Annotated in this window: 22 protein-coding genes; 9 read left to right on the top strand and 13 right to left on the bottom strand. The window is 68.4% G+C overall.

The window, feature by feature from the left end; translation table 11 throughout:
- Positions 1–34: 34 nt before the first annotated feature.
- The gene (locus EPN98_RS23225) at positions 35–820 is read right to left on the bottom strand and encodes a LuxR C-terminal-related transcriptional regulator (RefSeq protein ID WP_293365326.1); all 786 of its coding nucleotides are present in this window, start codon (positions 818–820) and stop codon (positions 35–37) included.
- 102 nt (positions 821–922) lie between these two features.
- On the opposite strand from EPN98_RS23225, the gene EPN98_RS23220 reads away from it, so the two are divergent.
- The 5 genes from EPN98_RS23220 (at position 923) to EPN98_RS23200 (ending at position 6,192) form a co-directional block, all read left to right on the top strand.
- Positions 923–2,104 carry an acyl-CoA dehydrogenase family protein gene (locus EPN98_RS23220; RefSeq protein ID WP_293365325.1) on the top strand — a complete coding sequence of 394 codons (1,182 nt, stop codon included), beginning with the start codon at positions 923–925 and terminating at the stop codon, positions 2,102–2,104.
- 11 nt (positions 2,105–2,115) lie between these two features.
- The gene (locus tag EPN98_RS23215; protein WP_293365324.1) at positions 2,116–2,532 is read left to right on the top strand and encodes a MerR family DNA-binding transcriptional regulator; all 417 of its coding nucleotides are present in this window, start codon (positions 2,116–2,118) and stop codon (positions 2,530–2,532) included.
- Between the two features lie 482 nt (positions 2,533–3,014).
- Complete coding sequence (locus EPN98_RS23210) at positions 3,015–4,010, top strand: NAD(P)-dependent oxidoreductase (protein ID WP_293365323.1); 996 nt, start codon at positions 3,015–3,017, stop codon at positions 4,008–4,010.
- Complete coding sequence (locus tag EPN98_RS23205) at positions 4,010–5,122, top strand: DegT/DnrJ/EryC1/StrS family aminotransferase (RefSeq protein ID WP_293365321.1); 1,113 nt, start codon at positions 4,010–4,012, stop codon at positions 5,120–5,122. Before EPN98_RS23210 ends, EPN98_RS23205 begins: the two co-directional genes overlap by 1 nt.
- Positions 5,119–6,192 carry a hypothetical protein gene (locus EPN98_RS23200; RefSeq protein ID WP_293365320.1) on the top strand — a complete coding sequence of 358 codons (1,074 nt, stop codon included), beginning with the start codon at positions 5,119–5,121 and terminating at the stop codon, positions 6,190–6,192. The genes EPN98_RS23205 and EPN98_RS23200 overlap by 4 nt, the downstream gene beginning before the upstream one ends.
- Here the strand turns inward: EPN98_RS23200 and EPN98_RS23195 are convergent.
- The 11 genes from EPN98_RS23195 to EPN98_RS23145 form a co-directional block, all read right to left on the bottom strand.
- A complete protein-coding gene (locus EPN98_RS23195; protein ID WP_293365319.1) occupies positions 6,176–7,381 on the bottom strand; it encodes a glycosyltransferase family 4 protein in 1,206 nt (401 codons plus the stop codon). The two genes, EPN98_RS23200 and EPN98_RS23195, sit on opposite strands and share 17 nt — an antisense overlap.
- Positions 7,382–7,462: 81 nt before the next feature.
- Complete coding sequence (locus EPN98_RS23190; RefSeq protein ID WP_293365317.1) at positions 7,463–8,167, bottom strand: sensor histidine kinase; 705 nt, start codon at positions 8,165–8,167, stop codon at positions 7,463–7,465.
- A 210-nt stretch (positions 8,168–8,377) separates the two neighbouring features.
- Entirely contained in the window at positions 8,378–10,474 is a 2,097-nt protein-coding gene (locus tag EPN98_RS23185; RefSeq protein WP_293365315.1) for a catalase, read from the bottom strand.
- A gap of 105 nt (positions 10,475–10,579) precedes the next feature.
- Positions 10,580–12,238 (bottom strand): amidohydrolase family protein, encoded by a 1,659-nt coding sequence (locus EPN98_RS23180; RefSeq protein WP_293365314.1) that lies wholly within the window; start codon positions 12,236–12,238, stop codon positions 10,580–10,582.
- Between the two features lie 12 nt (positions 12,239–12,250).
- On the bottom strand, positions 12,251–12,475 hold the full coding sequence (locus tag EPN98_RS23175) for a hypothetical protein (RefSeq protein WP_293365313.1): 225 nt from the start codon (positions 12,473–12,475) through the stop codon (positions 12,251–12,253).
- Positions 12,468–12,683 (bottom strand): hypothetical protein, encoded by a 216-nt coding sequence (locus EPN98_RS23170; RefSeq protein ID WP_293365312.1) that lies wholly within the window; start codon positions 12,681–12,683, stop codon positions 12,468–12,470. The genes EPN98_RS23175 and EPN98_RS23170 overlap by 8 nt, the downstream gene beginning before the upstream one ends.
- The gene (locus tag EPN98_RS23165) at positions 12,683–13,933 is read right to left on the bottom strand and encodes an acetyl-CoA C-acetyltransferase (protein ID WP_293365311.1); all 1,251 of its coding nucleotides are present in this window, start codon (positions 13,931–13,933) and stop codon (positions 12,683–12,685) included. The genes EPN98_RS23170 and EPN98_RS23165 overlap by 1 nt, the downstream gene beginning before the upstream one ends.
- A gap of 63 nt (positions 13,934–13,996) precedes the next feature.
- Positions 13,997–15,976, bottom strand: coding sequence for an AarF/UbiB family protein (locus EPN98_RS23160; protein ID WP_293365310.1), 1,980 nt, complete (start codon positions 15,974–15,976; stop codon positions 13,997–13,999).
- Positions 15,973–16,698, bottom strand: coding sequence for a hypothetical protein (locus tag EPN98_RS23155; RefSeq protein WP_293365309.1), 726 nt, complete (start codon positions 16,696–16,698; stop codon positions 15,973–15,975). Before EPN98_RS23155 ends, EPN98_RS23160 begins: the two co-directional genes overlap by 4 nt.
- Before the next feature lie 14 nt (positions 16,699–16,712).
- Entirely contained in the window at positions 16,713–17,330 is a 618-nt protein-coding gene (locus EPN98_RS23150) for a hypothetical protein (RefSeq protein WP_293365308.1), read from the bottom strand.
- A gap of 245 nt (positions 17,331–17,575) precedes the next feature.
- On the bottom strand, positions 17,576–18,991 hold the full coding sequence (locus EPN98_RS23145) for an amidase (protein ID WP_293365307.1): 1,416 nt from the start codon (positions 18,989–18,991) through the stop codon (positions 17,576–17,578).
- A 155-nt stretch (positions 18,992–19,146) separates the two neighbouring features.
- On the opposite strand from EPN98_RS23145, the gene EPN98_RS23140 reads away from it, so the two are divergent.
- Both EPN98_RS23140 and EPN98_RS23135 read left to right on the top strand, forming a co-directional pair.
- Positions 19,147–20,178: a hypothetical protein gene (locus EPN98_RS23140; protein ID WP_293365306.1), complete on the top strand. Its 1,032-nt coding sequence runs from the start codon at positions 19,147–19,149 to the stop codon at positions 20,176–20,178.
- 132 nt (positions 20,179–20,310) lie between these two features.
- Complete coding sequence (locus EPN98_RS23135) at positions 20,311–22,302, top strand: hypothetical protein (protein WP_293365305.1); 1,992 nt, start codon at positions 20,311–20,313, stop codon at positions 22,300–22,302.
- A gap of 113 nt (positions 22,303–22,415) precedes the next feature.
- On the opposite strand, the gene EPN98_RS23130 is transcribed toward EPN98_RS23135, so the two are convergent.
- A complete protein-coding gene (locus tag EPN98_RS23130) occupies positions 22,416–23,057 on the bottom strand; it encodes a TetR/AcrR family transcriptional regulator (protein WP_293365304.1) in 642 nt (213 codons plus the stop codon).
- 79 nt (positions 23,058–23,136) lie between these two features.
- On the opposite strand from EPN98_RS23130, the gene EPN98_RS23125 reads away from it, so the two are divergent.
- Both EPN98_RS23125 and EPN98_RS23120 read left to right on the top strand, forming a co-directional pair.
- The gene (locus EPN98_RS23125; protein ID WP_293365303.1) at positions 23,137–24,216 is read left to right on the top strand and encodes an efflux RND transporter periplasmic adaptor subunit; all 1,080 of its coding nucleotides are present in this window, start codon (positions 23,137–23,139) and stop codon (positions 24,214–24,216) included.
- Positions 24,213–24,811 (top strand): efflux RND transporter permease subunit (locus EPN98_RS23120; protein WP_293365302.1); only part of this gene is annotated, 599 nt, incomplete at its 3' end. The genes EPN98_RS23125 and EPN98_RS23120, both read left to right, overlap by 4 nt.

Below are 24,811 nucleotides of genomic sequence, written 5' to 3'. Positions count from 1 at the left end.
CGTTCGTCCTTTCCGAATCTCCCGTAGGTCGAGCCTACTCGCTGGGAAGGCGAGCGCGCATGGGGCCTGTGGTCGCGTGGGGTCCTGTCGCCCCGATGTAGCCCAAGGTTGCGGCGCGTTGCACGGCCTGCGAGCGTCCGGCGACCCCCAGCTTCCGCGCCGCGTTGGTCACATGAAACCGGACTGTTGGCAAAGAGATGGCGACGATCTCGCTGATCTCGGAATCCGTCTTCCCGGCGGCGGCCCACTTCAGGCACTGGATCTCGCGGCGGGTCAGCCGGGCCGGAGGCTGGTCGCTGCCGGCGACCGCGTCCTCGTAGGTGGCGACGAACCGCAGGGCCAGCACGTGCAACTCGGCCGCATTCGCGGTGAAGGCCCGGACCACGTCGATAGCAGGGTCGGGCGTCGCCCACACCACCGCCCCGATCACCCCGCCAGGCAGGTAGACCGGACTGACGATCGCCGAGGCGACGCCATAGGTGTCGATGGGCCCTTCGCTGTTGATCAGCTCGAGCGTCGGGTTCGCCCGCCAGGAGCCGAAGCGGGCGCCATCGAAATAGTACGGCTCGGCGCAGGCGCGCGCGGCGTGAATGAAAGCGGCCTTCAGGGCGAAGCTGTGGTCCTCCCAGTAGCGCAGGGTGGGATCGATCCAGCGGAACACGGTTTCGGCCAACGGCCGGCCGTCCACCCCCAACGGAGGTTGGGCCGAGCTGATGTCGGCGGCGGCGGCCACGAAAGGCAGCCCGATCCGCGACCCGGCCGCCACGATCTCGTGAGCCAAGGCCTCGGATTCCTGGAGGAAAGGGGCAGCGTCGCGCATGCCGTAGGGTTATTCCTATTACTTCCGATAGCTTGTTCTGACCCGCTAGGGGCCGCAAGCTGGCGAGGTGCGTAAATCCCTCGCGCACGTCGCGGCGACGCCATGGATCTTGAGCTACGTGATGAGGACCTAGCCTTCCAGGCCGAGGTCCGGGCCTTTCTCGATGCGAACCTGACACCGGAGCTGCGCGCTGCCGGCGCCGGGCTCACCAGCGTGTTCTGCGAACCCCGGTTCAGCCTCCCGTGGCAGCGCATCCTGCACGAGCGTGGGTGGGCGGCGCCCAGCTGGCCCAGGCCGTACGGCGGTCCGGGATGGAACGAGGTGCAACGCTCGATCTTCTCGGCCGAGTGCGCCCGGGCCGGGGCGCCCAGCCTGTCGCCCATGGGCCTGAAGATGGTGGGGCCCGTGATCATGGGCTACGGCACGCCCGAGCAGAAAGCCTACTACCTGCCCCGGATTCTCTCGGGTGAGGACTACTGGTGCCAGGGCTATTCCGAACCCGGCTCCGGCTCGGATCTCGCATCGCTTCAATTGCGCGCTGCAAGTGACGGAGATGACTACGTTCTCTCCGGATCCAAGATCTGGACCACGCATGCCCACTTTGCAAATCGGATGTTCTGCCTGGTGCGGACCTCGACCGAGGGCAAGCCGCAACAGGGCATCACCTTCCTGCTGCTGGAGATGAAAAGCCCGGGGATCGAGGTCAAGCCGATCATCACGTTGGCGGGCGAGCACGAGGTGAACCAAGTGTTCTTCGACAACGTCCGGGTTCCCAAGGCCAATCGGATCGGCGAGGAAAACCAGGGTTGGACGGTGGCCAAGTACCTGCTCGAGTTCGAGCGGGGCGGCGGCTCGGCGCCAGGGCTGCAGGTGGGTCTGGCCCGCGCTCAGAAGATCGCCGAGGCAGCCGACGGGGACGATGCCGCCCATCGGCGCAGGCTGATCGAGGCCGAGATCGCCATCACCGCCATCGATATGTCCGAGCGGATGGTCCTGGCCTCGCTGGCCGGCGGCAAGAATCCCGGCCCTGCGTCGTCCATGCTCAAGATCAATGGCACGGAGGCCATGCAGCGGTTGGATGAAATCTCCATCGCCGCCCTGGGAGCCTACGCCCATGTCGATCAGCCCCAGGCGCGCGAGCCAGGGTCGAATGTCGAGGCGGTGGGGCCCCACGAAGGCCTTGTTGCGATGCCACGCTACCTGAACAACCGGGCCGCCTCGATCTATGGCGGCTCCAACGAGATCCAAAGGGACATCATCGCCCGGCTCGTGCTGGGGCTGTGAGGGAGGAAGCCATGACCCTGCTGCTGAACCTGAAGCGTCCGCCGTACCGGACCTATTCGATCACCCAGCTGTGCCGCGAGTTCAACGCCACGCCGCGCGCGCTGCGGTTCTATGAGGAGCAGGGCCTGCTCTCGCCGGCGCGTCGGGACACGGCGCGGGTCTACTCCTACAAGGATCGGGCGCGGCTGCAGCTGATCCTGCGCGGCCGCCGCGTTGGCCTGTCGATCGCCGAGATCCGGGATATCCTCGACACCTACGACGAAGAAGGCCCCACCGCTCAGGACGCCGAAGCGCTGCGCATCCACAAGAAGCGGATCGAGCAGTTGCAGGCCCAACGGGCGCACGTGGATGAGGCGATCGAGGAACTGAAGCAGGGCGCCAAGCACCTGATCTGCAAGTACCCCCAGCTGGCCGAGAACGCGCAGTAGCCCTCGCGGCGCCGCGCGTGGGCCGGAAACCGGCCATGACGCGGCGCGTCCGTCACGCCGACCCGATCCACGGACGCCCGCGCGCGGACGCGCTCGGCGGCGGGACCGGGCCAGCGGCCCGGAGATCAGCCTGCGCGGGTGCGCGTGCAGACCAGACTTCCGAGCGTCGGCGAGCCGGAACGGCGGAGGTCGTGCCTCCGGTCAGGTTCCTGGCCGACAACGACGACGCCAGGCGACAGCGGGCGAGGACAGGCGTCTCGCCTGCTGCGGCTCACAGCGAAGGGGCGGGGGTCTAGACCCTGGCGATGGCGTTCGGCGATGGGCTGCAGTGTCGCAGGCCAAAGGCCAGTGCGTCTCCAGGTCGGAAGACAGCGCAGTCCGCAACGGTTGAGCGCCGATTGCCGAAACTCGCCTGCCAGGGTGTCTGCCCTTCCCATGAGACCCAATCGAAGTATCGTGAGGGTTGTAGTGGGGGAAGTGATGTGCGTGCGATAGTTGTCGGTGGACTGGGTTTTGTCGGGTCTCACCTGGTACGGGAACTGACGGACCACGGTCATACGGTTGTTGTCATCGACTGTGGGCCTTTCGGGCCCGGTGTCGAGGACGGACATCCGCAAGGCTCGATCGCCGCAAGCTTGGCCTTTCGACGCCATGAACTTCTCCCTCGGGCGCGGATCGTTCGCCTTGACGTTGCCGACCGTCCCCGGCTGGCCGAGGCCCTGGACGCGGCGGATCCGGACTGCGTGTACTACCTGGCGGCCGCGCCGCTCGTGAGCCAGGTGGAGGCCAACCCGCCTGAGGCGGGTCGCTCGATGATGCTGGGTCTGACTCACGTGCTGGAAATCGTTCGGGCGCGCTCCCGGCCGACCCGGGTGGTCTACGTTTCCTCCAGCATGGTCTATGGCCACTTCGCCGCCAATCCTGTGTCGGAGGACGCACCCACCAAGCCAGTCAACCTCTACGGGGCCCTGAAGCTGGCAGGGGAAGTGATGACGCACAGCTATCTCGCGCGCACGCTGCACGAGAGCGTGGTGGTGCGCCCGTCTGGCGTCTACGGGCCGACTGACATCCATGGCAGGGTGGTTCAGAAGGCGTGCGAAGCGACCCTAACTGGCGAGCCGTTCATCGCCTCCAATCCAGCCGAGACCTTCATCGATTTCACATGGGTCGGGGACCTGGTCAGCGGCCTTGTCGCAGCCGGCGAGACGCGAGGGCTGGGTGGCGACACGTTCAACCTCACCTTCGGAGGCGCCCGCTCGTTGGAGGACCTGATCGGGGTTGTCCTGCGCGAGGCCGGAAACCTGAACGTGGTTCGCTCAAACAGCGGTGCGGGCGACCGTCCGCGGCGAGGCACTCTGGATGTCTCTCGTGCCCACCGGCTGCTTGGGTACCGTCCGCGCGTCGACCTGGAGTCGGGCGTGCGGCGCTATCTCGATTTCCTGGTCTCGCATGCCGTTGCGCCGGTCGCGGCTCAGTGATGAACGCCGTATCAAACCCTGCGCACGTGATCGATTTCGCTGGCATCAAGCGCGAGCATGCCGAATTGGCCGACGTGCTCAACGCGCGAATTGCGGAGGTCATGGCAAGCGGCCAGATGCTGCAGGGGCCCGGCGTCGTGGCCTTGGAGCAGAGCCTGGCCCTGGCCTGCGGGCGTGCGGAGGCCGTCTGCGTCGGGTCGGGCACCGACGCGCTCTACTTCGCACTGCTTTCCGTCGGAGTGGGCCCTGGTGATGAGGTGATCGTCCCCGACATTTCGTTCATCGCGACAGCCGCAGCGGTGGCGCGGACGGGCGCACGGCCCGTTTTCGTCGATGTGGACGATGCCTGTTTGCTGGACCTTGAGGCGGCGGGGCGGGCTGTCACTCCGCGCACCAAGGCCGTGGTCATGGTCCAGTTGTTCGGCGCCATGAGCGACCCCGAGGCGTTGCGCGCGTTTGGCGCCGCGTATGGCGTCGCGATCATCGAGGATGCGGCCCAAGCATTCGGAGCGACCCATGGCGAGGCCGCGGCCGGGGGAGTCGGTCTTGCCTCGGCCCTGAGTTTCGATCCGATGAAGGTGCTGAGCGCGCCGGGCAGCGGAGGCGCCGTGTTGACGGACGATGCCTCGATAGCAGCCCGAGTTCGCCGCCTGCGGTACCACGGGCGCGAAGCTGGAGACTACGTCGAACCGGGCTACAACTCGCAGCTCTCGACACTGGCTGCGGCCGTGCTTTCCACGAAGCTTGAACGGCAGACCGATTGGGCTGCCCGACGTGCGCGCATCGCCGAAAGGTATATCCACGAGTTCTCGGACCTGCCGCTGGAGCGTCCGTCCGTGTCGCCGCACGTACGGCATGTTTGGCACAAGTTCGTTCTGCGGGCTGCGGAGCGTGACCGCTTCATGGCTCATCTCAAGAGTGTCGGCGTGCCCACGCTGGCGCACTATCCGCGGCCTTTTCATCGGGAGCCGATGTTTGGTGTCGCTGCGGACGGTCTGTTTCCCAACGCAGTCCGGCATGCTGGGTCCACGCTGTCCCTACCGATCCACGCGCACCTGACCGAGGTCGAAGTCGAGCGCATCATCGCGGCCGTACGGGGCTTCTTCGCTTGATCGGCGCCGAGTCGGCCGATGTGGTCGGGATCGGGACAAGCCCCCTCACGCTTATGCGCGCGATCCGCCTGGCTGAGAGTGGGCGCCGCGTCCTGCTGGCGGACCGGTCGGCTACGATGGGCGGCGGATGGATGGCGGGGAGCCTCCTGGGCTTCGAGCGCGTCGAGATCGGGGCGCATCTGCTGGAGAACCGTCTCGCCCTCATGCGTTGCCTGGAGGTCGATATGGGCGTGCCGATGAAGGTCGATCCCTCCTACAGTTTGATCAACGGACGACGCGCGCCGATGGGCCTCACGCGCGCGGCCTTCCACGCCGCCGTCGCGGCGCGCGCGCTGGCGCGGAGGGAGGCGGACAAGGCGCGCCGGGGTTTGCGCAGTGCGTGGCGTACGGCGATCAGTTCCGCCCATCTCTACAAGTACCCGCAGGAGGGCGCGTGGGGCCTCCTGGAGCGCCTTGGGCAGCGCTTCTTGGCCGCTGGCGGGATCATCCGCCATGGCCTCGACGTGCGCGAAATCCGGGTCGAGAACGGGCAAGTCTCGATCATGACCGACGCTGGTGTTATGACGGCGCGCCTTGCGCTGATGTCTTCGCGAGCGTGGGCGCCGGTCATGATCGACGGCGAGGCCGAGCCGGTCGATGTTGAACATGGCATGTGCTGGAACGCTGTCCTGCACATCGCGGGCTGTGGCGGACCGCCGCTTTCATACGTGGAGATCTTGGGTGATCCGATGCTGAAACGCGTGCGCGACATCGGCGAGTTCGCGAGACCGGCCGTCGCGCCGGGAGAGCGGCTGCTCGTCGTGCAGTACCGGCGGGACCAGTCGCTGGACGACCGCGCGCTGGGTCGGCGGCTGGCTGAAGGGCTGGCGCACGTGCGTCTGCTCGAACGTCCTGGTGTTCTCCTCGCAGTGGCGCGGACGGACACGCCGCTATCCACCCTGACTGACGCCACGCTTCAGCGGATCGCGCACCGCACCGGAGGGCGGGTCGAGACCCTGGAGACGTCGGATCTGGCCGAAGGATTCGTGTCTGCCTACGACCGGCTGCAGCCCCTCAGCCCGGTGGCTTGAGCCGGTCGTAGGCAGCCACCAGCGACGAGGCTTCGCGCGCCCAGTCGAACTTTTCGCGCGCGACGGCCAGGGCCTGCTTGGCCTTCCTCTTGCGGAGATCGTCGTTCTGCAACATCTCGCGCAGCGCATCGGCCAGGCCGGCCGGCGTATCGTCAGGGGCATAGGCGCCTGCGTCGCCCAGGAGGCGCGCCGTCTCCTTCAGCCGGTAGCTCACTATTGGAATGCCGAGCGCGCTGTATTCGAAGACCTTGTTCATCGAAATCTTGTCGTTGAAGGCGTTGCGTGGGTCTGGGATCACGCCCACGTCGAAGTCGGCTAAGTGCGCCCAGAGACTAGCGCCCGAGAGGTACCCCGTCAGGGTGAAGAGCGCGGTGAGGTTGGCGGTCTCGATCTTCTCACTTAGGGACTCCAGGGCAGGCCCGTCGCCGATGATGACCACCTGGAAGTCGGTCAGCCCCTCGGCATGCAGGCGCGCCACCGCCTCCACCAGATGGTCTAGGCCATCCTGGAAGCCGATGATCCCGAGGTAGCCCACGACCAGGCGCTTGCCGCGCCGCGCGGTCCGATCTGGCTCGGCGACTCTGAGGTGCAGGGCGTCCGGAATCGTGTGGACGACCGACACCTGCTCCGGCGACTTGCCGCCCCGCTCGAGCGCGATCTCGCGGAAGGTCTCGTTGGAAGCCAGCACATGGTCGGCCATTTTGAACGACAGCTTCTCGAACAGCAGCAACATCCGGTGGGTCAACGTCCGTCCGAAGCGGGACTCGTATAGTTCCGGCGATAGGTCGTGCTGGTCGAACACGAAGCGGACGCCGAAGAGCTTGAAGGGCGCGGCGACGAGGAAGATGACGTCGGGCGGGTTGCAGGCGTGAATGACGTCGAAACGTCCCTTGAGGGCGACCCTGATCAGCAACCGCAGCTCATGGAACAGCGCCGCGCCGTACTCGAGGGCATAGCCGGCTAGGCCCCCCCTGGCTTCAAGCGGCAGTCCGTGGCGGTAGATTTCGATGCCCTCCAACCGCTCATGCTTCAGTTGGGCCGACGGTCCCGTGGGGCAAATCACCGTGACCGCCCAGTCGGCGTCGCGTAGCGCGAGAGCCTGCTGCCAGACGTGACGGTCGAAAGGGACCGGAAGGTTCTCGACGATGATTACGCAAGCGCGACGACGCGGTACGAGCGTCCTTGGCATACAGAGGTTCCTGCAGGCTGAAGCCAGATCCGGGGAGCCGGCGCCAGCATTGCAGGTCGCAACGAGCTCGTCGATGTCCGGCTAGAGTTCGGCCCAGGACTGGAAGGAGCGATCCAGCACGACCGTCCGCATCGAGGGCAGGGGCGCGCGGATCGTGAATAGGGCGCCGCGATCGCTCTGAACGGTCAGCACGCCCTTAAGGTCGCGCACGATGGCGGCCACGATCGACATCCCCAGGCCGCCATTGGCTGATCGGCCGTCGCTCAGGCCCTTGCCCTCATCGGCGACGGTAAGGACCAGATCCTGCCCCTCCCGGCGGCTCGTCACCGACAGCCGGCCGCCCGGCTTGCCATCGTAGGCGTGCTTGGCGGCGTTGATGGCGAACTCGTTGATGGCGATCGCCAGTTGCTGGGCCATGTCGCCGGGCACGCGGGTGAGGTCGGATTGCACGCGGCACTTGAGGCCGGTCGAGGCCGACACAGCCTCACAGAGACCGGTGAGGAAAGGGGCCATCTCGACCGACGGCGCGTCGGCGTGCTCGTACAGATACCGGTGCAGCTCGCCGACTGCGACGAGTCGCGCGCGGCTGGCCTCGAGCGCCGCCTGGGCCAGGGGGTCGCGGGACCGCAGTTGCTCGAACACCAGCATGTCGGCGGCCAGTTGCAGGCTGTTGGCGACCCGGTGATTCAGCTCCTGGATCTGGCGTTCCTGGTCGGCAAGCCGGGCCCGGGCATCGGAGAGCTCGCGGGCCAGTCCCACATCGGATGTCACGGCGCTGGCGAACATAGTGGTCGCACCCAAGTTTGTAGTGAAGCTTGTTCCTATTCGGGACGCCGCCTTTTGCGACGCCAACCCTCCAACAAAGGGTTGCAGTACATTGTTCCGCGAGTTGCAGAATAAATGGGGCGGAAGAGTGACGCGTGGCCGTGTTTTACAGACTTTCGCGGGGCGCGTTAACGCCTTGTTAAGTGTTCGCGCCCCGCGGTGGCTTGTTGCTTAGGCGAGTTTTCGGACGTTGGGCTCCCGATCCCACTGGCGGTTGCGGGCGGGAGGAACGAAGCTGTCGGCCCCGCCTGACAGATCCACGATCCCGGCGTCAGGCTCGACATTCGCCTTGTCGAGCAGCGGCTGGGCCTCGGGCGTGAAGCCGATCGCCTTCAGGTGCACGAAGGCGTTCGAGACAAAGTCCACGGCGGCGCTTTCGCCCAGGAGGTCGGCGCAGCCTTCCTCGGACAGGACCAGGGCCACGGCGTCGAACAGCACCGAAGGCATGCCGGCCAGCTGGCCATCCGCCCTCAGCAGCTTGCCGCCCTTCAGCTTGGCCCCGCCCACCTTGGGCGCGATGATCTTCACTGCGGCGCCTTGGGCCAGGGCTGCCGCCTTCACGGCCTCGACCACGGCGCCATCGGCCCCGTCCGTCACCAGGATGCCGACCGCTCGCCCCTGCAGGGTCTCGGGATACTTGCCCACGATGCGGAGCAACGGCGAGGCGTCCATGTCGATCGGCTCGACGGCGGCCGCGTTCTTCGGGGGCATCGGCATGCCCAGCCCGTCGGCGACACGGGCCGCGAGGTCCTGGTCGACGTTCCGGAGGTTGCCAAGAATACGGCTTCTGACGTGCTCGAAGCTGCACTTCGACAGCTCGAACACCAGGGCGCTGGCCAGGTGGGCCTGCTCGATCGGGGTCTGCGAGCGATAGAACAGCCGGGCTTGGCTATAGTGATCGGCGAAGGTCTCGGCGCGAAGACGCGCCTTGGTCTGCTCGACGGGCGCCGCGAAACTGCGGAACCCGCCTAAAGGGTCCTCGCGCGGACCGCCGGGCTCGCCAGTGTCGGCGAGGCTATTCGGTTCATAGTTTGCGCGCCCCCTGAAGACCTGGGTCTGCATGTGGCCGTCGCGCTGGAAGTTCTGGAAGGGGCAGCCCTTGGGCTGGTTGATGGGCAACTGGTGGAAGTTGACCGTGCCCAGGCGCGACAGCTGGGTGTCCTGGTAGGAGAACAGCCGGCCTTGCAGCAGGGGATCCTCCGAGACGTCGATGCCGGGGGGCATGTTGGTGGGCAGGAAGGCAGCCTGCTCGGTCTCGGCGAAGAAGTTGTCGGGATTGCGATCAAGCACCATCCGCCCGACCACCTGGATCGGGAACAGCTCCTCGGGAATCAGCTTGGTCGCGTCGAGGATGTCGAAGGGCAAGGCATCGGCTTCTTCCTGGCTCAGCAGCTGCACGCCGAACTCCCACTCGGGGAAGGCGCCGGTGTCGATGGCTTCGAACAGATCGCGGCGGTGATAATCCGGGTCGGCGCCCGCGATCTTCACGGCCTCGTCCCAGCAGGTGGACTGCGTGCCCAGCTTCGGACGCCAGTGGAACTTCACGAATGTGGCCTCGTCCTGGTCGTTCAGCAGCCGGAAGGTGTTGACGCCGAAGCCCTCCATCATGCGCAGGCTGCGCGGTATGGTTCTGTCAGACATGGCCCACATGATCATGTGGGTGCTCTCGGGCATCAGCCCGATGAAGTCCCAGAAGGTGTCGTGCGCGCTGGCCGCCTGGGGATAGCCGCGGTCGGCCTCCATCTTCACCGCGTGGACCAGGTCGGGGAACTTGATGGCGTCCTGGATGAAGAAGACCGGGATGTTGTTGCCCACGAGGTCCCAGTTGCCCTCCTTGGTGTAGAGCTTCACGGCGAAGCCGCGGACGTCGCGCGGCGTGTCGACCGAGCCGGCGCCGCCGGCCACGGTGGAGAAACGGGCGAACACCTCGGTCTTCTCGCCGACCTCGGTGAGAATCTTGGCGCGCGTGTACTTGGACAGCGACTGGGTCAGCTCGAAGAAGCCATGGGCGGCCGAGCCGCGGGCGTGGACGATCCTCTCGGGAATCCTCTCGTGGTCGAAGTGCTGGATCTTCTCCCGCAGGACGAAGTCTTCCAGCAGGGTCGGCCCGCGCGCGCCGCCCTTCAGCGAGTTCTGGTTGTCGCTGACCGGGACGCCGTGGTTGGTCGTCAGGCGCGCATCGGGCGCCGAGGCGGTCTGGTGCGTCTCGCCGCCGATCCCGGCAGTCGCGGCGTTGGCGCGCGGCGGCGCGCCCTTGGTGGTCGGCATGACGGAAGGTCCCTGAGCTCGGAGGTGCGACGATCGCTGGGATCGCTAACGCCCGAGCGGGCCCTTCGTGGCAGCTGAGGGTCGGAATTCCTGATCGCGCGCCGACTAGACGCAGACGACGCCGCTCTTCGCGTCGGTGTAGGCGCCGCCGGAGTAGGCTACAGCGCCATTGACCAGCACCGTGTCGACGCCGCGGGCCGCGCGTGTGTAACGCATGCCGTCACCCGGCATGTCGAACACCGGCAGTTCGTCCTCGCGGTCGATGGTGGCGGCGTCAAAGACCACGATGTCGGCGGCCAGACCCGGCTGCAGGCGGCCGCGGTCCTTGAGGCCCCAGATGTCGGCGGTCTCGGAGGTGATCTTGGCCACAGCCTTCTCCAGGCTCATGGCGCCGGCCTTCCGCACGAACTCGGAGAACAGGTAGCCGGTGTCGCCGTACGTCGAGAAAGAGGCAAGGTGCGCGCCGCCGTCGCTGGCGCCAATGTGGACCAGGGGGTGGGCCAGCATCGGGCCGATGCGGTCGGTCACCTGGTGACCCTGGCCGGCCGACAGGAACGCGACGTCCAGACCGTTCTCCAGGCTGAGCTCGATGAGCGCCAGGCCGGCGGGCTGGCCGCGGTCCTTGGCGATCTGGCTCAGCGTCTTGCCCACGAGTGCACGGGGGCAGGCGTCGCCGCCGCGGGCGATCAGGCGGCCGAACATCGCCTCACCGCCATCAGGTCCCAGGTCCGCGAGCATTTTCTCCCGCGTCTCCGGATCGCGCAGCGCCGCCAGGCGCTGGTCCAGCGGCTGGCGCAGGATGCGCACCCAGCGCGGCAGGCGGGCGAAGAACAGGCTGGGGCGCAGCAGGCTGAAGCTTATGTCGATCGGCCGCGTCTGCATCTGCGGCCAGACGCGGGCCCCGCGCGCGAACTGTTCCTCGACGCGGGCGATGGCGCGCTCGGCGTTGTCGGGCACGGCCAGGGTGTCGAACAGCGGCGAGAAGGTGGTGGGTATGTTGTGCCGGATCGACAGATCCGCCAGCTGGTCGATCCGCGCGATGGTGATGTCGGTGGCGTAGAACTCAGGCACCACCTGCAGCATGCGGCCATACTCGCCCAGCACGGCGGCCAGGGCGTCCAGCTCTTCGGCCTGGGCGTAGCGGCTGGGCACCGGACGTCCATGCTCGTCAAGGTCGACGAAGCTGGTCGACAGGCCGACGGCGCCGGCGTCCAGGCATTCGCGCAGCAAGTCCTGCATCGCGGCGATCTCGCCAGGCGTCGCGGCGCGCTCCTGCGCGGCCGGACCCATGACCCAGAGACGGATCACGCTGTGCCCGACCAGCGGCGCCACGTTGATCGACAGGCCCTTCTCGATCGCGGCGCGGTAGCCGGCGAAGTCTTCCCAGGTCCATTCGAACGCGGTCGTGAAGGCCTCGGGCGGCATCTCCTCGATCTGCTGGAACATGCCCACGACGGCGCGGCGGTCAGCGGCCTTGAGCGGCGCCAGGGACAGCGAGCAGTTGCCGGGCACCACGCAGGTGACGCCGTGCTCAAGGGCGGGCTTTGCCGCGCCGTCCCAGAGGAGCTGGACGTCGAAGTGAGTGTGCGGATCGATGAAGCCGGGGGCGACGACGCGGCCCGAGGCGTCGATGACCTGCCGGGCCTCGCCCGAAACCTGGCCGACGGCGGCGATCTTTCCGTCCTTCACCGCCACGTCGCCCTGGAAGCCGGGAGCGCCCGACCCATCCACCACGGTCCCGCCGCGCACGATCACGTCGAACATCCCGTCTCTCCTTCAGGCGTCCGGCACGATCCTGCGCCAGGACTGGCCATAGAGGTCTTCGAGGCTCGACGCCCCGCAGGCCTCCATCAATTTCAAGCCCGTGTCCTCGTCGAGCAACACGGGATGCTCGGACCCGTCGGGATGCAGCAGTCGCACAACGAGCTCGGCCGTGCCGTCGTGGCCGGCGACGATCTCGGCCCCGACGATCACCGCCTCGTCCAGCGCGCTCTCAGGCATGCGTGACGGGCGGCTCGACGAAGATCACGTCCGAACCCAGCATCAGGCCGGGCGGCCGACGCATCGCGAAGACGTGCAGGTTCCAGCTCTTGATTCTGTCGACCGCGCTCTCCAGCGGCTGGTCCGGCATGGCCCGCGCCGCCAGCTGCTCGACCGTCTCGCCGGGACCTGGCGTGACGAACCGGCGCTGGCGGCTGAGCTCCGCCATTAGACCCGCTCGACGATGATGGCCGGAGCCATGCCGCCGGCGGCGCACATGGTGACCAGGCCGCGCTTGAGGTCGCGCCGCTCCAGCTCGTCGACGATGGTGCCGATCAGGATCGACCCGGTGGCGCCGATCGGATGGCCAAGGGCCATGGCGCCGCCGTTCACATTGACCTTTTCGCGGTCGAGCTTGAGGTCACGAATGAACTTCTCGGCGACGACGGCGAAGGCCTCGTTGATTTCCCACAGGTCGATGTCGTCGACCGTCAGGCCTGCCTTCTTCAGCACCTTCTGGGCCGCAGGGACCGGAGCGTTCAGCATCAGCGTCGGGCTGTCGCCGACGTTGGCCATGGCCACGACGCGGGCGCGGGGCTTCAGGCCATGCTTCCGGGCGTACTCGGCCGAGGCCAGCAGCACGGCGCCCGACCCGTCCACGACGCCCGAGGAGTTCCCGGCATGGTGGAAGTGCTTGATCTTGAGGTCAGGGTACACCTGGTTGATCAGGCCCGCGAAGGTGGTGCCCCTGCTGTCGAGCGGCATGTTGGCCATCGCCTCGAACGATGGCTTCAGGGCGGCCAGGCCTTCCAGGGTGGTCTGAGGGCGGGGGAATTCCTCGTGGTCGAGGGCCACCGAGCCATCCTCGCGCAGCACCGGGATCAGGGCGCGGTCAAAGGCGCCCTCGGCGATGGCCTTGGCCGCGCGCTGCTGGCTGACATAGGCCAGCTCGTCCAGCGCCTCGCGGCTGATGCCTTCCAGGGTGGCGATGGCGTCGGCGCAGATACCCTGGTGGCTCTGCGGGTGCTTGGCGCGCAGGCGCAGGTTGCCCGAGTCCATCAGCATCGGGCCGGCTTCAGGATCCGGCTTCGGCGCGCTGGAGGCCGTGTAAGACATCATCTCGCAGCCACCGGCGATCACGAGATCTTCCATGCCCGACATGATCTGAGCCGCGGCAAGGTTCACCGCGGTGATGCCCGAGCCGCAGTAGCGGTCGAGCGTGACGCCCGAGGCCTTGATGTCATAGCCAGCGTCCAGCGCCGCCATGCGGCCCATGTCGCCGCCCTGCTTGCCGCGCTGGGACGAGGTGCCCCAGATCACGTCGTCGACGTCGGCGGTGTTCAGGTTGTTGCGGTCGCGCAGCGCGGCCAGGACGGTGGCGCCCAGGTGCTGCGGGTGGTGGTCCGCAAGGGCGCCCTTGCCAACCTTGCCGATACCGCGCGGCGTGCGGCAGGCGTCGATGATGTAGGCTTCGCCCATAGTCTTTCCTCGCGAGCATGAAGATCGTTGCCGCGGAGGTTCCTCGCTCTCCGTAAGGTCAGTCTAGAGCCAATCGAACGGAGGCCTGACGCTCCGGTACGGCGTTTCCAGCTCGATGAGCCGCAGGGCCAGGCCAAGATCGAGCGATCCGGCCGGGGCTTGGCGCGCGGCCCCATGCGCCTGGCGCCGCGCGGCGACCAGCCAGTCGGTCTCGCCCGTAAGCTGGTGGACGCGCAGCAGGTCATAGATGTCGTTGGAGCGTCGGGCCGCCACCGCGGCGCGCTCGGCGAAGGCCGGTTCGGCGTAGGCGTCGTGGGCCAGCGCCCACAGGTCGGCGTCGCCGGCGCCCGGCGGAAGCGCCGCCAGGGCGCCCAGCATGTCGGGCAGTGGCAGGAGGCCGGCGCGGGCCAGCGCCAGATGGTCGCGCATCACGGGGCGGCCCGCCACCATCGCGGCGTATAGGCGATCGGCGGCCCACGTGGCGAAAGGCGTAGGCTCGATGTCGCGGGCGCCGGCGCCATCCATCAGCCGCGCCAGCACGGCCAGGGGGGCATCGCCCGGCGGCGCGCGCTGGGTGAAAGCCTCGAGCGCCCGGGCTTCGCCGGATCGGTCGCAGCGCGCACGGGCCACGTGGGCGCGCACGGCCTGGGCTCTCCAGTCATCGCCGGCGCGGGCCGACCAGACGTCGGCGGCGGCCAGCAGGTCGACATCGCTCCAGGCCAGAGCTGCGCGAAGCGCCAGCCAACCCAGACGCAAGGCCTCAAGCTCGCTGGCGTCGGCCCAGACCTCCCCGGCGCGATCCAGAGCTGCGCCCAGCAAGGCGTCTGCAGAGGGCGGTCGGCGGGTCCGCCGACGGGCCGGACCCGCGGCGGCGAAGGCCTCGGCGAAGGCGGCCATCGTGGTGAAGCGCTCGGCCGGATCCTTGGCCAGCGCGCGGATCAGGACCGCCTCGGCCGCGGGCCAGGCCTCGATGCCCCGGGCGGTGAAGGGCAGGGGCGGGCGGCGCGCAATGCGGACCAGAAGCTCGGCATGCTCCGCTGTGGCGTCCACGGTCGGCAGGCCCGTCAGCAACAGATAGGCGAGCGCGGCGACGGCGGCCTGCTCTCCTTTCGGCGTGACCGCCGGCGGCAGGCGGTCGGCCGCCAGGGCCGCAGCCATCTCGGGCTCGTAGAAGTGGGCGATGCCGGCGCGGGAGATGTCCGCCCCGCCGGTCACGCCGGCGCGGGCGCGGCCGAAGTCCAGCAGGGTGATCCGCCCGTCCTCGGCCATCAGGATGTTGCCAGGATGGATGTCGCCATGGACGACGCCGCGGGCGTGGAGACGTCCGTAGGCCGCCAGGAGCCTGCTGACCAACCGATGTAGCCGGCGCCGGTCGCCGCTGGCGCGGGCCTGCTGGGCGGCCGCGGCGATCGGCGCCCCCGGCCGCCACTCCATGGCCAGAAAGCGCCGCTCGTGGGCCTCGCCCAACTCCAGCAGCCGAGGGCTGTCGCCGCCGCCGCCCAACTGCCGGAGGATGCGGGCCTCGTGGGCGAACGAAAGTCTGTCGCCTGGCCGGGCGATCTTTAGGGCCACGGGTGTCTCGTCCGGCGCCAGCGCGCGATAGACCTCGCCGTCCTCCAGCGCCTGAACCAGCAAGACGATCTCATAGGCGCCGAAGGCTTGGCCCGCAGCGAGGCTGGGCGCTATGGCCTGGGCGTCCGGCGAATCGGCGGGCACCAGGACCCGGCCGTCGACCAGGGTGGCCAGGGCGTCGAAGGCGTCCTCCAGCGTCGCGAAAGGATCACGCGCCTCGGCTTGGCTGAAGTCGAGGACGGCCTCCACGAAGCTGCGCGGCTCGCGGAAGCGGTCCATGAGGCGGGCGAGTTCCGCGCTCACCAGCCGCGTGGTCACCCGGAAGCCTGGGCGGCTCACCACGACGTGGCCGGGTGGCGCGGGTCCGATCTTGGCCTGCAGACGCAAGGACAGGTCGCCGACCTCCACGAGTTGAGCGTCTGGCGGCAGCATGAACAGGACGTCCGACAAGCCGGTCTCGGGCTGGCTCATGGCGTCACCCAGTCGCGAACGCCCTGTTCAGCCAGCCGGGCCGTGACGGCGGGGGCAGGATCGGCGCCGGGCTGCCGCACGGCCACGATCGCCTCGGCCACCCTGTCGGTGATCCACGAGCGCCAGCTCTGAGGCTGGGCGCCGGCGACGGGGCAGGGGTCTCGTCCCCAGGAGAGGAGCCCGTCGCCGGCGATCTCGGCGGTGAACGCTGCGCCCTGGGGCGGCGCGCCGCGAAGGGCGCGCGTCAGGGCCATGGCCACTGTGCCGAGATGATCCAGGTCGTCGAAATAGGCCACGATCTTGTCCGCCCGCAGCAGTCCGGGTGCGCCGCGACCGACCTTGAACGACCCGACGTCCAGGCTGGCGAAGGTGTTTGCGATGACGGGGAAGGCGTCAGCCAGCGCCTCGGGGCGAGGGCTGACATAGAGCTTGCAGGCCGGCGCCTCGGCCAGGTCGCCACCCGCGCGTCGGAAGCTGATCCAGCCCGGATAGGTCGAGGCCTCGTAGTATTGCGCCAGGAGCTCGCGCACCGCGCCGCCGGGGGCGAGGCCCAGGACCGAGAGCGCGTTGTCTCCCGGTCCGAAGGCCAGTTCGGCGTCATGCCCGAACGGCGCGGCGCCATAGGCGTAGAGTCGCCGCGCGAGCAGGCCGACGTCCGAGGTCGGAAGCGCCGCCACGGTCCGGATGGCCCGCAGCGAGAGCTCGGCGAGCCGTCCGGCCATGGCGGGCCGCGCCTTCAGCGCCCGAGGCTCTGAAGCGCCCCCTCGAGGTGCTTCTTCACCGCCGGGATGTCGTCGCCTCGAGGGGCGTAGCTGGCCGAGATCTTGTCGAGTTTCTCGACCGCGATCGCGAGCTGCTTGCGCATCTTGGGCAGGTCCGAGACCCGGTGCGCTTCCATGCCGACGTGCACGATCGGGGTGATCGGCGTGGGGATGGTCTCAAGCGACGAGCCGCCGCAGTCGGGGTTGGGAAGGCCAACGCCGCCGCCGCCGCCATTGGTGCGCGCGCCGGCCCGCGCGAGGTCGGCCCAAACGGCGCTGGCGACGACCGCCGAGCCCACGTCGTGGATCGCTTCACGCAACGCCGGATTGCCCTCGTGGGCTCCCGCCTGGAACGCGAGACCGATGCTGTCCAGCGCCGCCTGGTCCTTCAGGGCCACCCGGACCGTCTCGCGGGCGATCTCAAGGATGTGCTCCTTGCCCAGGACCCCGGCCACCGGCGAGATCCACCAGGGCAAGGGTTCGCCGTCATCGGCGGGAAGGAAAGACCGCCCGCCGGCGCCGGCGGCGGACGGAATACTGACTACCAGGTCCTTGATGACAAAATCGGTCTTCTCGCGCGGTTGCGTGGCCATCCGCGTCCTCCTCGTTTGCTAGGCTGTTGGCTTCGCAGCACTGGAAAGGGCGGCGCAAGTTACTTGCCCCACCTTGGATAATAGCTCCTGAACATTTGTCTTAGCCGAGTTGACGCTACGCGCCGCAGCGCGGTCGAGTCAATTGAAATACACCAGAAAGTTGTATTGCTAAGCTTGTTTGGGCCGAGTCTAGGTTGCGCCGCGATGCAGCCCGATGCGAGGTGGTGCAACTCGGGTCGGAGGGCCTAGGTCGACCGCGCCCAGAGGTCGTGGACGGGCAGTCCCAGCCGGGCCTCGATGGCGGCCGCTGCCTCAAGGCAGGCGTCCTCGCGGAAGCGCTGACCGATGAGTTGGATGCCGATCGGCGCGCCGTCGACATAGCCGATCGGGGTGGTCGCGACCGGGACGCCCAGCGCGCTGACGGCCATGTTGAAGCGCAGGTCGTTGCCGAAGATGCGCCGGACCGCCTCGGTGCTGACGAGGTCGGCGTCGAAGGCGGGTGTGGGCTGCACGGAGACCGGGGCAAGGATCACTGGCCAGTCCTCCAGGAACGCCAGCCAGCGGCGGATGAGACGGGCGCGATAGGCGACGGCCTGCATATAGCCGGGGCCGTCCAGGATCGTCGCCATCGTCAGGATGCCGTCCAGCGCGCCCTGGAACAGCGGGCCACCCTGCTCTCGGTACTGCTTGAGCTGGAGGACGGTGATCTCGGTGGAGATCAGGTCGACCCAGACCTTGAAGGTCTCGTCGATGTCGGGAACCTCCAGCTCCACGACCTCGTATCCGGCCTCGGACAGCCAGGCGGCGGCGCGGTCGATGAGCGCGAGGACCTCGTGGTTGCAGTCCATGCTGGCGGGGATCTTCGCCTTCGCCACACGTTTGGGCAGGGGCGGGCCTTCCAGGGGGGCCGGAACCCACCAGGGATCGCGGACGTCGCGGCGGCTCATCACCGACAGCGCGAGCCGCACGTCGGCGACGTCGCGGCACAACGGCCCCTGGACCGACATCAGCTGCGCCATGGGGGGGCGCTCGACCGGCGCCGAGGGGTTGAAGGCGGGGACGCGTCCCTGGCTTGGGCGGATGGTGGCGATACCGGTGCAGAAGGCCGGCCAACGCAGCGAGCCGCCAATGTCGTTGCCGTGCGCGATGCAGCCGATCCCGGCCGCGACCGCCGCCGCCGCGCCGCCCGACGACCCCCCGCAGGTGATCGCGCGGTCCCAGGGGTTCCACGTCTGGCCATGCAGCGGGTTGTCGGTGAACGCCCGCATCGAGAACTCGGGCGTGTTGGTGAGCCCCAGGATGATCGCGCCGGCCTGCTTGAGGTTGGCGGTCACGGGCGCGTCGCCGGGAGCGATATTGTCCTTCAGCGCCACGACGCCGTTGGAGTTGGCCTGTCCCTCGACGTCGATGTTGATCTTGATCGTCACGGGGACGCCGTGAAGCGTACCGAGTTCGGCCCCCGAGGCCTGGGCTGCATCGGCGGCGCGGGCGGCGTCCAGGGCCTGGTCGATCAGGTCGACGACGACGGCGTTCAGGGCCGGGTTGGCGGCGTGGAGGCGCGCGACGTGCGCCTGGGTCACTTCCAGGGCGCTGACCTGGCCGGTTCGGATCGCCGTCGCCGTGTCTACGGCCGACCACTGCCAGATCTCGTTCGACGCCATGATGATCGTACTCCCCCGCGCAGGATCGGCGGCGGGGGCCGGTTGCGTCAACCGCCGGGCGACCGGAGTGCTCGGCGCCCAGGTTGGCGGACCCTGAAATACGGCGGCAAAGTGCTGCCGCCACGACAAGGGCTCAATCGCGGGAGCGAGGGACGATGAAGACGACGCAGATTGCCCTGGGCGCGGCGCTGGGACTCCTGGCGACCGCCGGGCCGTCGCTGGCTCGGGACGTGGGCGGCGTGGCGTGCACGACGCCGCAGCCGGTGAGATGCGAGGGTACGGCCTGCGTGCCGGGCCCGCTGGCCGATCTGGGCAACGCGACCGACGCCAGGACGGGGCGCAAGTTCTGGCTGGACTATCCCTGCGACCTGAAGCCGGGCGAGAAGGTGACCTTCATCCTCAACATCCACGGGGCTGGGTCGGTCGGCAACTGGCAGCGCCACTACTTCCCCGCCTCGGACTACGTGCAGAAGTATCGGCTGGTGGTGGCCACCCCGACGGCGGCGACGGCCACGCCGGTGCGCCGCTGGGATGGCGCGGCCGACGACGCTCATCTGCAGAACATCACCGATTTCGTCTTCGACAGCTTCGGCAAGGGCAACGTGAAGGCGATGTGGTTGGCCGGGCATAGCCAGGGTGGGTTCACCTCGCGCCGCATCGTCTGCAGCGACTACTTCAAGGGCAAGGTCGACGGCTGGCTCAGCCTGTCCGGCGGCCGCATCGGCCAGGCGCCTTTCGTGAAGCAGTTCGGCCCGCCCAAGGCCGATGGCTCGCCGCCCGACCCGCGCCCCGCCGGTCCGAACCCGATGGCCAACGACAGGCCGCCGGCCTGCGAGTTCAGTCATATCTTTGCAGTCGGGCAGTGGGAGATCGACAGTCTGCCTGCCACCTCGCCCTGGGCCACGAAGTACGGCTGCGGCGCGCGGATCCGCGAGAATGACATCGTCGACGACAAGCCCGGACACGTCTGGGACTTCAGCCGCGCCGGCTACAAGGTCTGGGGAATGAAGGCCGGGCCGGGGAAGAGCGAGGTCTACGTCTATCCCAAGTGCAAGGACGGCCGCGTCGTCGCCGACGTGGTGCGGATGGACAAGGGCCACACCGAGGGCCTCGAGCCGAACGTTACCGAAGCGCTGGTCAAGATGATCGTCAGCGCCAAGGGCGGGAAGGCCCAGGGCGGCGACTGAGTCCGGCCGCGACCGCCTCCAACCCGGGGCGCGAAGGTTTTCGAAATAATGGTGTAATGTGATGCGGCGAAAATGACGCGCGGCTCAGGTTCTCGCGCCTGGGCGCCGAACGATAGAGATTGGGGAGCTACCATGACGACGCGTCTCGGCCTGATGGGCCTTCTGGCGACCACCGCGCTTGTGACCGGCTGCGCCAGCGACACCCAGCAGGCGGCCCTGACGGGCTCCCAGGTGAACGCCTCGGCCACGACGCCCGCCAGCGTCGACAACTTCATGCTGGTGGACGCCAACCTGGAAGCCCACGAACTCTATCGCATGAACGACGCCAGCGCGGTGGTTCTGGTCACCCAGGCCAATGGCGATGCCGTGATCCGCGGCCTCGCGCCCCAACTGAAGGCCCTGGCCGATACCTACGGCGCCAAGGGCGTTGAGTTCCGGCTTCTGAATTCCAGCCTGAAGGACAGCCGCGAGGCGATCCTCTCCGAGGCGTCCAGCGTCGGCTACGCCGTGCCGGTCCTGCTCGACCCCAACCAGCTGATCGGTGAAAGCCTGGGCGTCACCCGCTCGGCCGAAGCGTATGTCATCAATCCGAAGACCTGGACCATCGCCTACCGTGGCCCGGTCAGCGGCGTCGCCGGCGCCCTCGAGGCCCTGGCGGCCGGCCGGGCGGCCCCGGCTGCGACGGGCCCGCTGGGCGCTCCGATCGCGTTCCCGTCGCGCGGCGCGGGCGCCAAGCTCACCTACGTCAAGGACGTGGCTCCGATCCTCGAGAAGAACTGCGTCGGCTGCCATCAGGAAGGCGGCATCGGCCCGATGAAGCTGACGAGCTACGAGATGGTGAAGGGCTTCTCGCCGATGATCCGCGAGGTGATCCGCACCGACCGGATGCCGCCCTACAACGCCGACCCGCACGTCAGCAAATTCTCCGACACGAAGAATCTGACCCCGGCCGAGATCAAGACGCTGGTCCACTGGGTCGAGGCCGGTGCGCCGCGCGGCGAGGGCGCCGACCCGCTGGCGGGCACGCGGCACACCGCTGCCGAATGGCCGCTGGGCAAGCCCGACCTGATCCTGAACATCCCGGCCTACAAGGTGCCGGCCTCGGGCATCGTCGACTATCAGCGCCCGTTCACCGAGAACCCGCTGACCCAGGGCAAGTGGATCCGCGCCACCACCGTGAAGCCGGGCGACCGCCAGGCCGTGCACCACGTGCTGACGGGCTGGATGAAGGATGTGCCGAAGGCAGGCGAGACGGCGTCGGAAACCCGTTGGCGCGGGTCGGTCGGCGGCTATGCCGTGGGCGCCGAATCCAACGTGTTCTCGGGCGAGGTGGGCACCTACCTGCCGGCCGGCGGCGCCGTCGGCTACCAGATGCACTACACGCCCTACGGCAAGGAGACGGTCGATAACACGCAGATCGGCGTCTACTTCCGCGAGGACATGCCGAAGTACATCATGCGTGGCGTCGTGGTGATCGACCCGACCATCACGATCGCCCCGAACACCAAGCGCCATAAGGAAATGGCCTACGTCGAGTTCCCCAACGACGCGCTGCTCTACTCTGCGTTCCCGCACGCCCACTACCGGGCCTATTCATCCGACCTGTGGCTGCAGACGCCGGACGGCAAGAAGAAGCTGCTGCTCACCCTGCCGCGCTATGATTTCAACTGGCAGCGCAGCTACACCTTCGCTGAGCCCATCAAGATCCCCGCGGGCTCGCGGCTGATCGCCAACTACGTCTACGACAACTCGAAGGCCAACCCGTCCAACCCGGACCCGACCATCAAGGTCACCTGGGGCGAGCAGAGCCACGAAGAGATGCTGTTCACCTCGCTCTCGTTCCGCTGGCTGGATGAGACCGCCGCCAAGCAGGTCGACAGCGACGCCCGCTTCGCCCAGACTCGGCTGATCGGCATGATGGACGACAACATCGACGGCAAGCTCCAGAAGGCCGAACTCAAGGGCCAGATGGGCAACATGATCGCAATGGCGTTCCCCAAGATCGACAAGAACGGGGACGGCGGTCTGGACCGGATGGAACTGGCCGCGGCCCAGTCGATGCTGCCCAACCGCCGCCGCCAGCAAAGCGACGGCCCGAACGAGAACACGCCGCTCGGGAACTAGAGGCGGCGATCGGCGAGGGGCTGAACGGGCCCCTCGGCCACGTTGGCGGATAGGCTTCGGCGCCGCTTGATCGCGGTCGTGCGGCGAATGAAGTCGTCTGGTCTGACCGTCGCTCACGCGCCGCGGTGTTTGCCGGTTACAGCGGCGTCGAGCAGCAGGTCGATGTGGCCCTGGATCAGGGCCTCCCGCTCGACCCACGGAAACTCGGGGCGGGCCAGGAGGAGGGCGACGAGGCCATGCAGCGCCGCCCAAAGCGACTGGGCGAGACGTTCGGGATCGTCCGAGCTAGCCGAGCCGTTCGCGTGGAGTTCATCGATCCAGATTCGCAACACCCCGAAAGTCGCATGCGCCTCGGGCGGGATCGCGAGGTCGTCGGCGCGGGGCGTGCGGCCCAGGGGGCCTTCGAGCATGAAGGCCAGTCTATAGGCGTCGGGGTTGTCCAGCCCGAAGTCGACGTAGTGGCGTAGCGCGACGCGGAAGCCGTCGCGAGTGCGAGGCAGGGCAAGGCTGGCCACCAACCGGGCATGCAACCCGGCGAAGGCGCGCTCATGCAATGCAGCGGCCAAGTCATGCTTCGACGGGAAGTATGCGTAGAGCGTCGGCTGCGAAATGCCCACGGCGCTTGCGATCTGGCGGGTTGAAACCCCGTAGAGGCCGTATTGGGAAAACAGCCGCAGCGCCGCGTCGAGGATCTCCTCCCGCCGCTCCGGCCCGAGCCCTTTGCGCTTGGGCGGCGATCTCGTCCCCGCCTTCATGGTGTTGTTCCTGTCACCGATGCTACGGCTTGACAACGAAACCGATCGTTGATCACTGATAGTCGATCATTGATCGATCATGAAGGAAGAGATGCGCGATCGGGGCTGGATCGGGATGTCGGCCGTCCTGACGCTGATGTTGACCTCCTGCGGGAAGGCCGACGCCCCCGCAACTTCAGCGCCGCCGCCCACGCCGGTGGAGGCGGTTCAGATCGGCGCTGCGACCGGTGCTGAGACACTGACCTTCACCGGCCGGATCGAGCGGCGTCGCGAGATGGATCTGTCGTTCCGTGTACCGGGCGTGATGACGCGGCTGGACGTCGAGGCGGGCGACCGGGTCCGGGCCGGTCAGGTGGTGGCCAGGCTCGATCCCACCGGCGTGGCCGCGGCCGAGCAGCGCGCGCGGGCCGATCTGGAGCGTGCAGAGCGCGACATGGCTCGCGCCCGAATCCTTTTCGACCAGGGCTTTGTCAGCCGGCAGCGACTTGACGACAGCGCCAGCGCTCTGAAAGCGGCGCAGGCCGGGATGTCGGCAGCCGCTTTCGACCGCCGCTGGGCTAGCCTGGTCTCGCCGGTGGAGGGGGTGGTGCTGACGCGCACGGCGCAGGCCGGCGAGGTCGTTCAGCCCGGCCAGACGGTGATCACCGTGGCCGACGAGCGTAGCGGGCTGGTCCTGCGGGCCGATGCGCCGGATCGCCAGGCGGGCCGGGTCAAGGTGGGCGATGCGGTGCGCGTGGACCTGGGCGGCGGGGCCCCGCCTGTCGCCGGACAGGTGGTGCGTGTCGGACGGAGTGCGAACGCACTGACCGCCGGCGTGGAGATCGAGGTGGCCCTGCCGCCCAGCGCACAGGCGCTGAGCGGCCAGGTGGCGAGCGCGAGTGTCGCCGTAGCGACCGACGTCGGCGCTCAGGCGGCGCGCGTCCCGGCTGAGGCGATCCTCGAGGCCAAGGATCGTGCAGCCAGCGTTCTGGTCGTGGACGCCCAGGGCAAGGCCCGACGCCGGGCGGTGACGTTCGAGGGCTTCGAAGGCGACTTCGCGCGGGTCTCCGGGCTGCCGCCGGGCGCCAGGGTGATCACCGCCGGAGCCGGGTTCGTCAGTGACGGCCAGGCCGTGCTGGTGGTCGATCCCGCAAAGCTGCCGGCCGTGGCCGCCCGGTGAGGTTCGATATCGCCGACTTCGCGGTTCGTCGCTGGCAGTTCACGCTGGTCGCGTTCGGTCTGCTGACCCTCCTGGGTCTGAACGCGCTGATGACCACGCCGCGGTCTGAGGACCCGCACTTCCCAATCCCCGTGGTGTCGGTGCGGGCGGTAATGCCGGGCGCCGAGCCGGCCGAGATCGAACAGCTGGTCGTCGATCCGATCGAGGACGTGCTGGCCGGCCTCGACGACGTGGACGACATCGCGTCGACCAGCCTGGACGGCGCGGGTTCGGTGAACGTCGAGTTCGACTGGAGCGTAAATCCGGAGCGGAAGTACGACGAGGTCGTGCGCGAGGTGAATGCGCTGCGTCCGTCGCTGCCCGCGGGACTGGTCGAGCTGGAGGTCCGTCGGGCGCGGACCACCGAGGTGGCGATCGTGCAGGTGGCGCTGGTCAGCGAGACCCTGCCGATGCGGCGACTTGAGAAGGCGGCGGATCAGCTCCGGGAGCGCCTGGATCGCGCGCCGGGCGTTCGGCGGGCCGAGATCTGGGGCGCGCCGCCTTCGGAGGTGCGCGTCGCGTTGGATACCGCGCGGCTGGCGGAACTGCGGCTACC

The organism is Phenylobacterium sp. (assembly GCF_004299445.1).
GTDB lineage: Bacteria > Pseudomonadota > Alphaproteobacteria > Caulobacterales > Caulobacteraceae > Phenylobacterium.
The sequence above is the reverse complement of the archived record's forward strand: the minus strand, read 5'-3'. Positions and strand labels throughout refer to the sequence as shown.

Excerpts from the sequence above, each read along its gene's own strand:
- EPN98_RS23190 (WP_293365317.1), bottom strand. The coding sequence starts at position 8,167 with ATGTTCGCCAGCGCCGTGACATCCGATGTGGGACTGGCCCGCGAGCTC.
- EPN98_RS23220 (WP_293365325.1), top strand. The coding sequence starts at position 923 with ATGGATCTTGAGCTACGTGATGAGGACCTAGCCTTCCAGGCCGAGGTC.
- EPN98_RS23195 (WP_293365319.1), bottom strand. The coding sequence starts at position 7,381 with ATGCCAAGGACGCTCGTACCGCGTCGTCGCGCTTGCGTAATCATCGTC.
- EPN98_RS23130 (WP_293365304.1), bottom strand. The coding sequence starts at position 23,057 with ATGAAGGCGGGGACGAGATCGCCGCCCAAGCGCAAAGGGCTCGGGCCG.
- EPN98_RS23160 (WP_293365310.1), bottom strand. The coding sequence starts at position 15,976 with ATGAGCCAGCCCGAGACCGGCTTGTCGGACGTCCTGTTCATGCTGCCG.
- EPN98_RS23175 (WP_293365313.1), bottom strand. The coding sequence starts at position 12,475 with ATGCCTGAGAGCGCGCTGGACGAGGCGGTGATCGTCGGGGCCGAGATC.
- EPN98_RS23185 (WP_293365315.1), bottom strand. The coding sequence starts at position 10,474 with ATGCCGACCACCAAGGGCGCGCCGCCGCGCGCCAACGCCGCGACTGCC.
- EPN98_RS23225 (WP_293365326.1), bottom strand. The coding sequence starts at position 820 with ATGCGCGACGCTGCCCCTTTCCTCCAGGAATCCGAGGCCTTGGCTCAC.
- EPN98_RS23150 (WP_293365308.1), bottom strand. The coding sequence starts at position 17,330 with ATGGCCACGCAACCGCGCGAGAAGACCGATTTTGTCATCAAGGACCTG.
- EPN98_RS23135 (WP_293365305.1), top strand. The coding sequence starts at position 20,311 with ATGACGACGCGTCTCGGCCTGATGGGCCTTCTGGCGACCACCGCGCTT.
- EPN98_RS23145 (WP_293365307.1), bottom strand. The coding sequence starts at position 18,991 with ATGGCGTCGAACGAGATCTGGCAGTGGTCGGCCGTAGACACGGCGACG.
- EPN98_RS23125 (WP_293365303.1), top strand. The coding sequence starts at position 23,137 with ATGAAGGAAGAGATGCGCGATCGGGGCTGGATCGGGATGTCGGCCGTC.
- EPN98_RS23205 (WP_293365321.1), top strand. The coding sequence starts at position 4,010 with ATGAACGCCGTATCAAACCCTGCGCACGTGATCGATTTCGCTGGCATC.
- EPN98_RS23155 (WP_293365309.1), bottom strand. The coding sequence starts at position 16,698 with ATGGCCGGACGGCTCGCCGAGCTCTCGCTGCGGGCCATCCGGACCGTG.
- EPN98_RS23215 (WP_293365324.1), top strand. The coding sequence starts at position 2,116 with ATGACCCTGCTGCTGAACCTGAAGCGTCCGCCGTACCGGACCTATTCG.
- EPN98_RS23165 (WP_293365311.1), bottom strand. The coding sequence starts at position 13,933 with ATGGGCGAAGCCTACATCATCGACGCCTGCCGCACGCCGCGCGGTATC.
- EPN98_RS23170 (WP_293365312.1), bottom strand. The coding sequence starts at position 12,683 with ATGGCGGAGCTCAGCCGCCAGCGCCGGTTCGTCACGCCAGGTCCCGGC.
- EPN98_RS23180 (WP_293365314.1), bottom strand. The coding sequence starts at position 12,238 with ATGTTCGACGTGATCGTGCGCGGCGGGACCGTGGTGGATGGGTCGGGC.
- EPN98_RS23140 (WP_293365306.1), top strand. The coding sequence starts at position 19,147 with ATGAAGACGACGCAGATTGCCCTGGGCGCGGCGCTGGGACTCCTGGCG.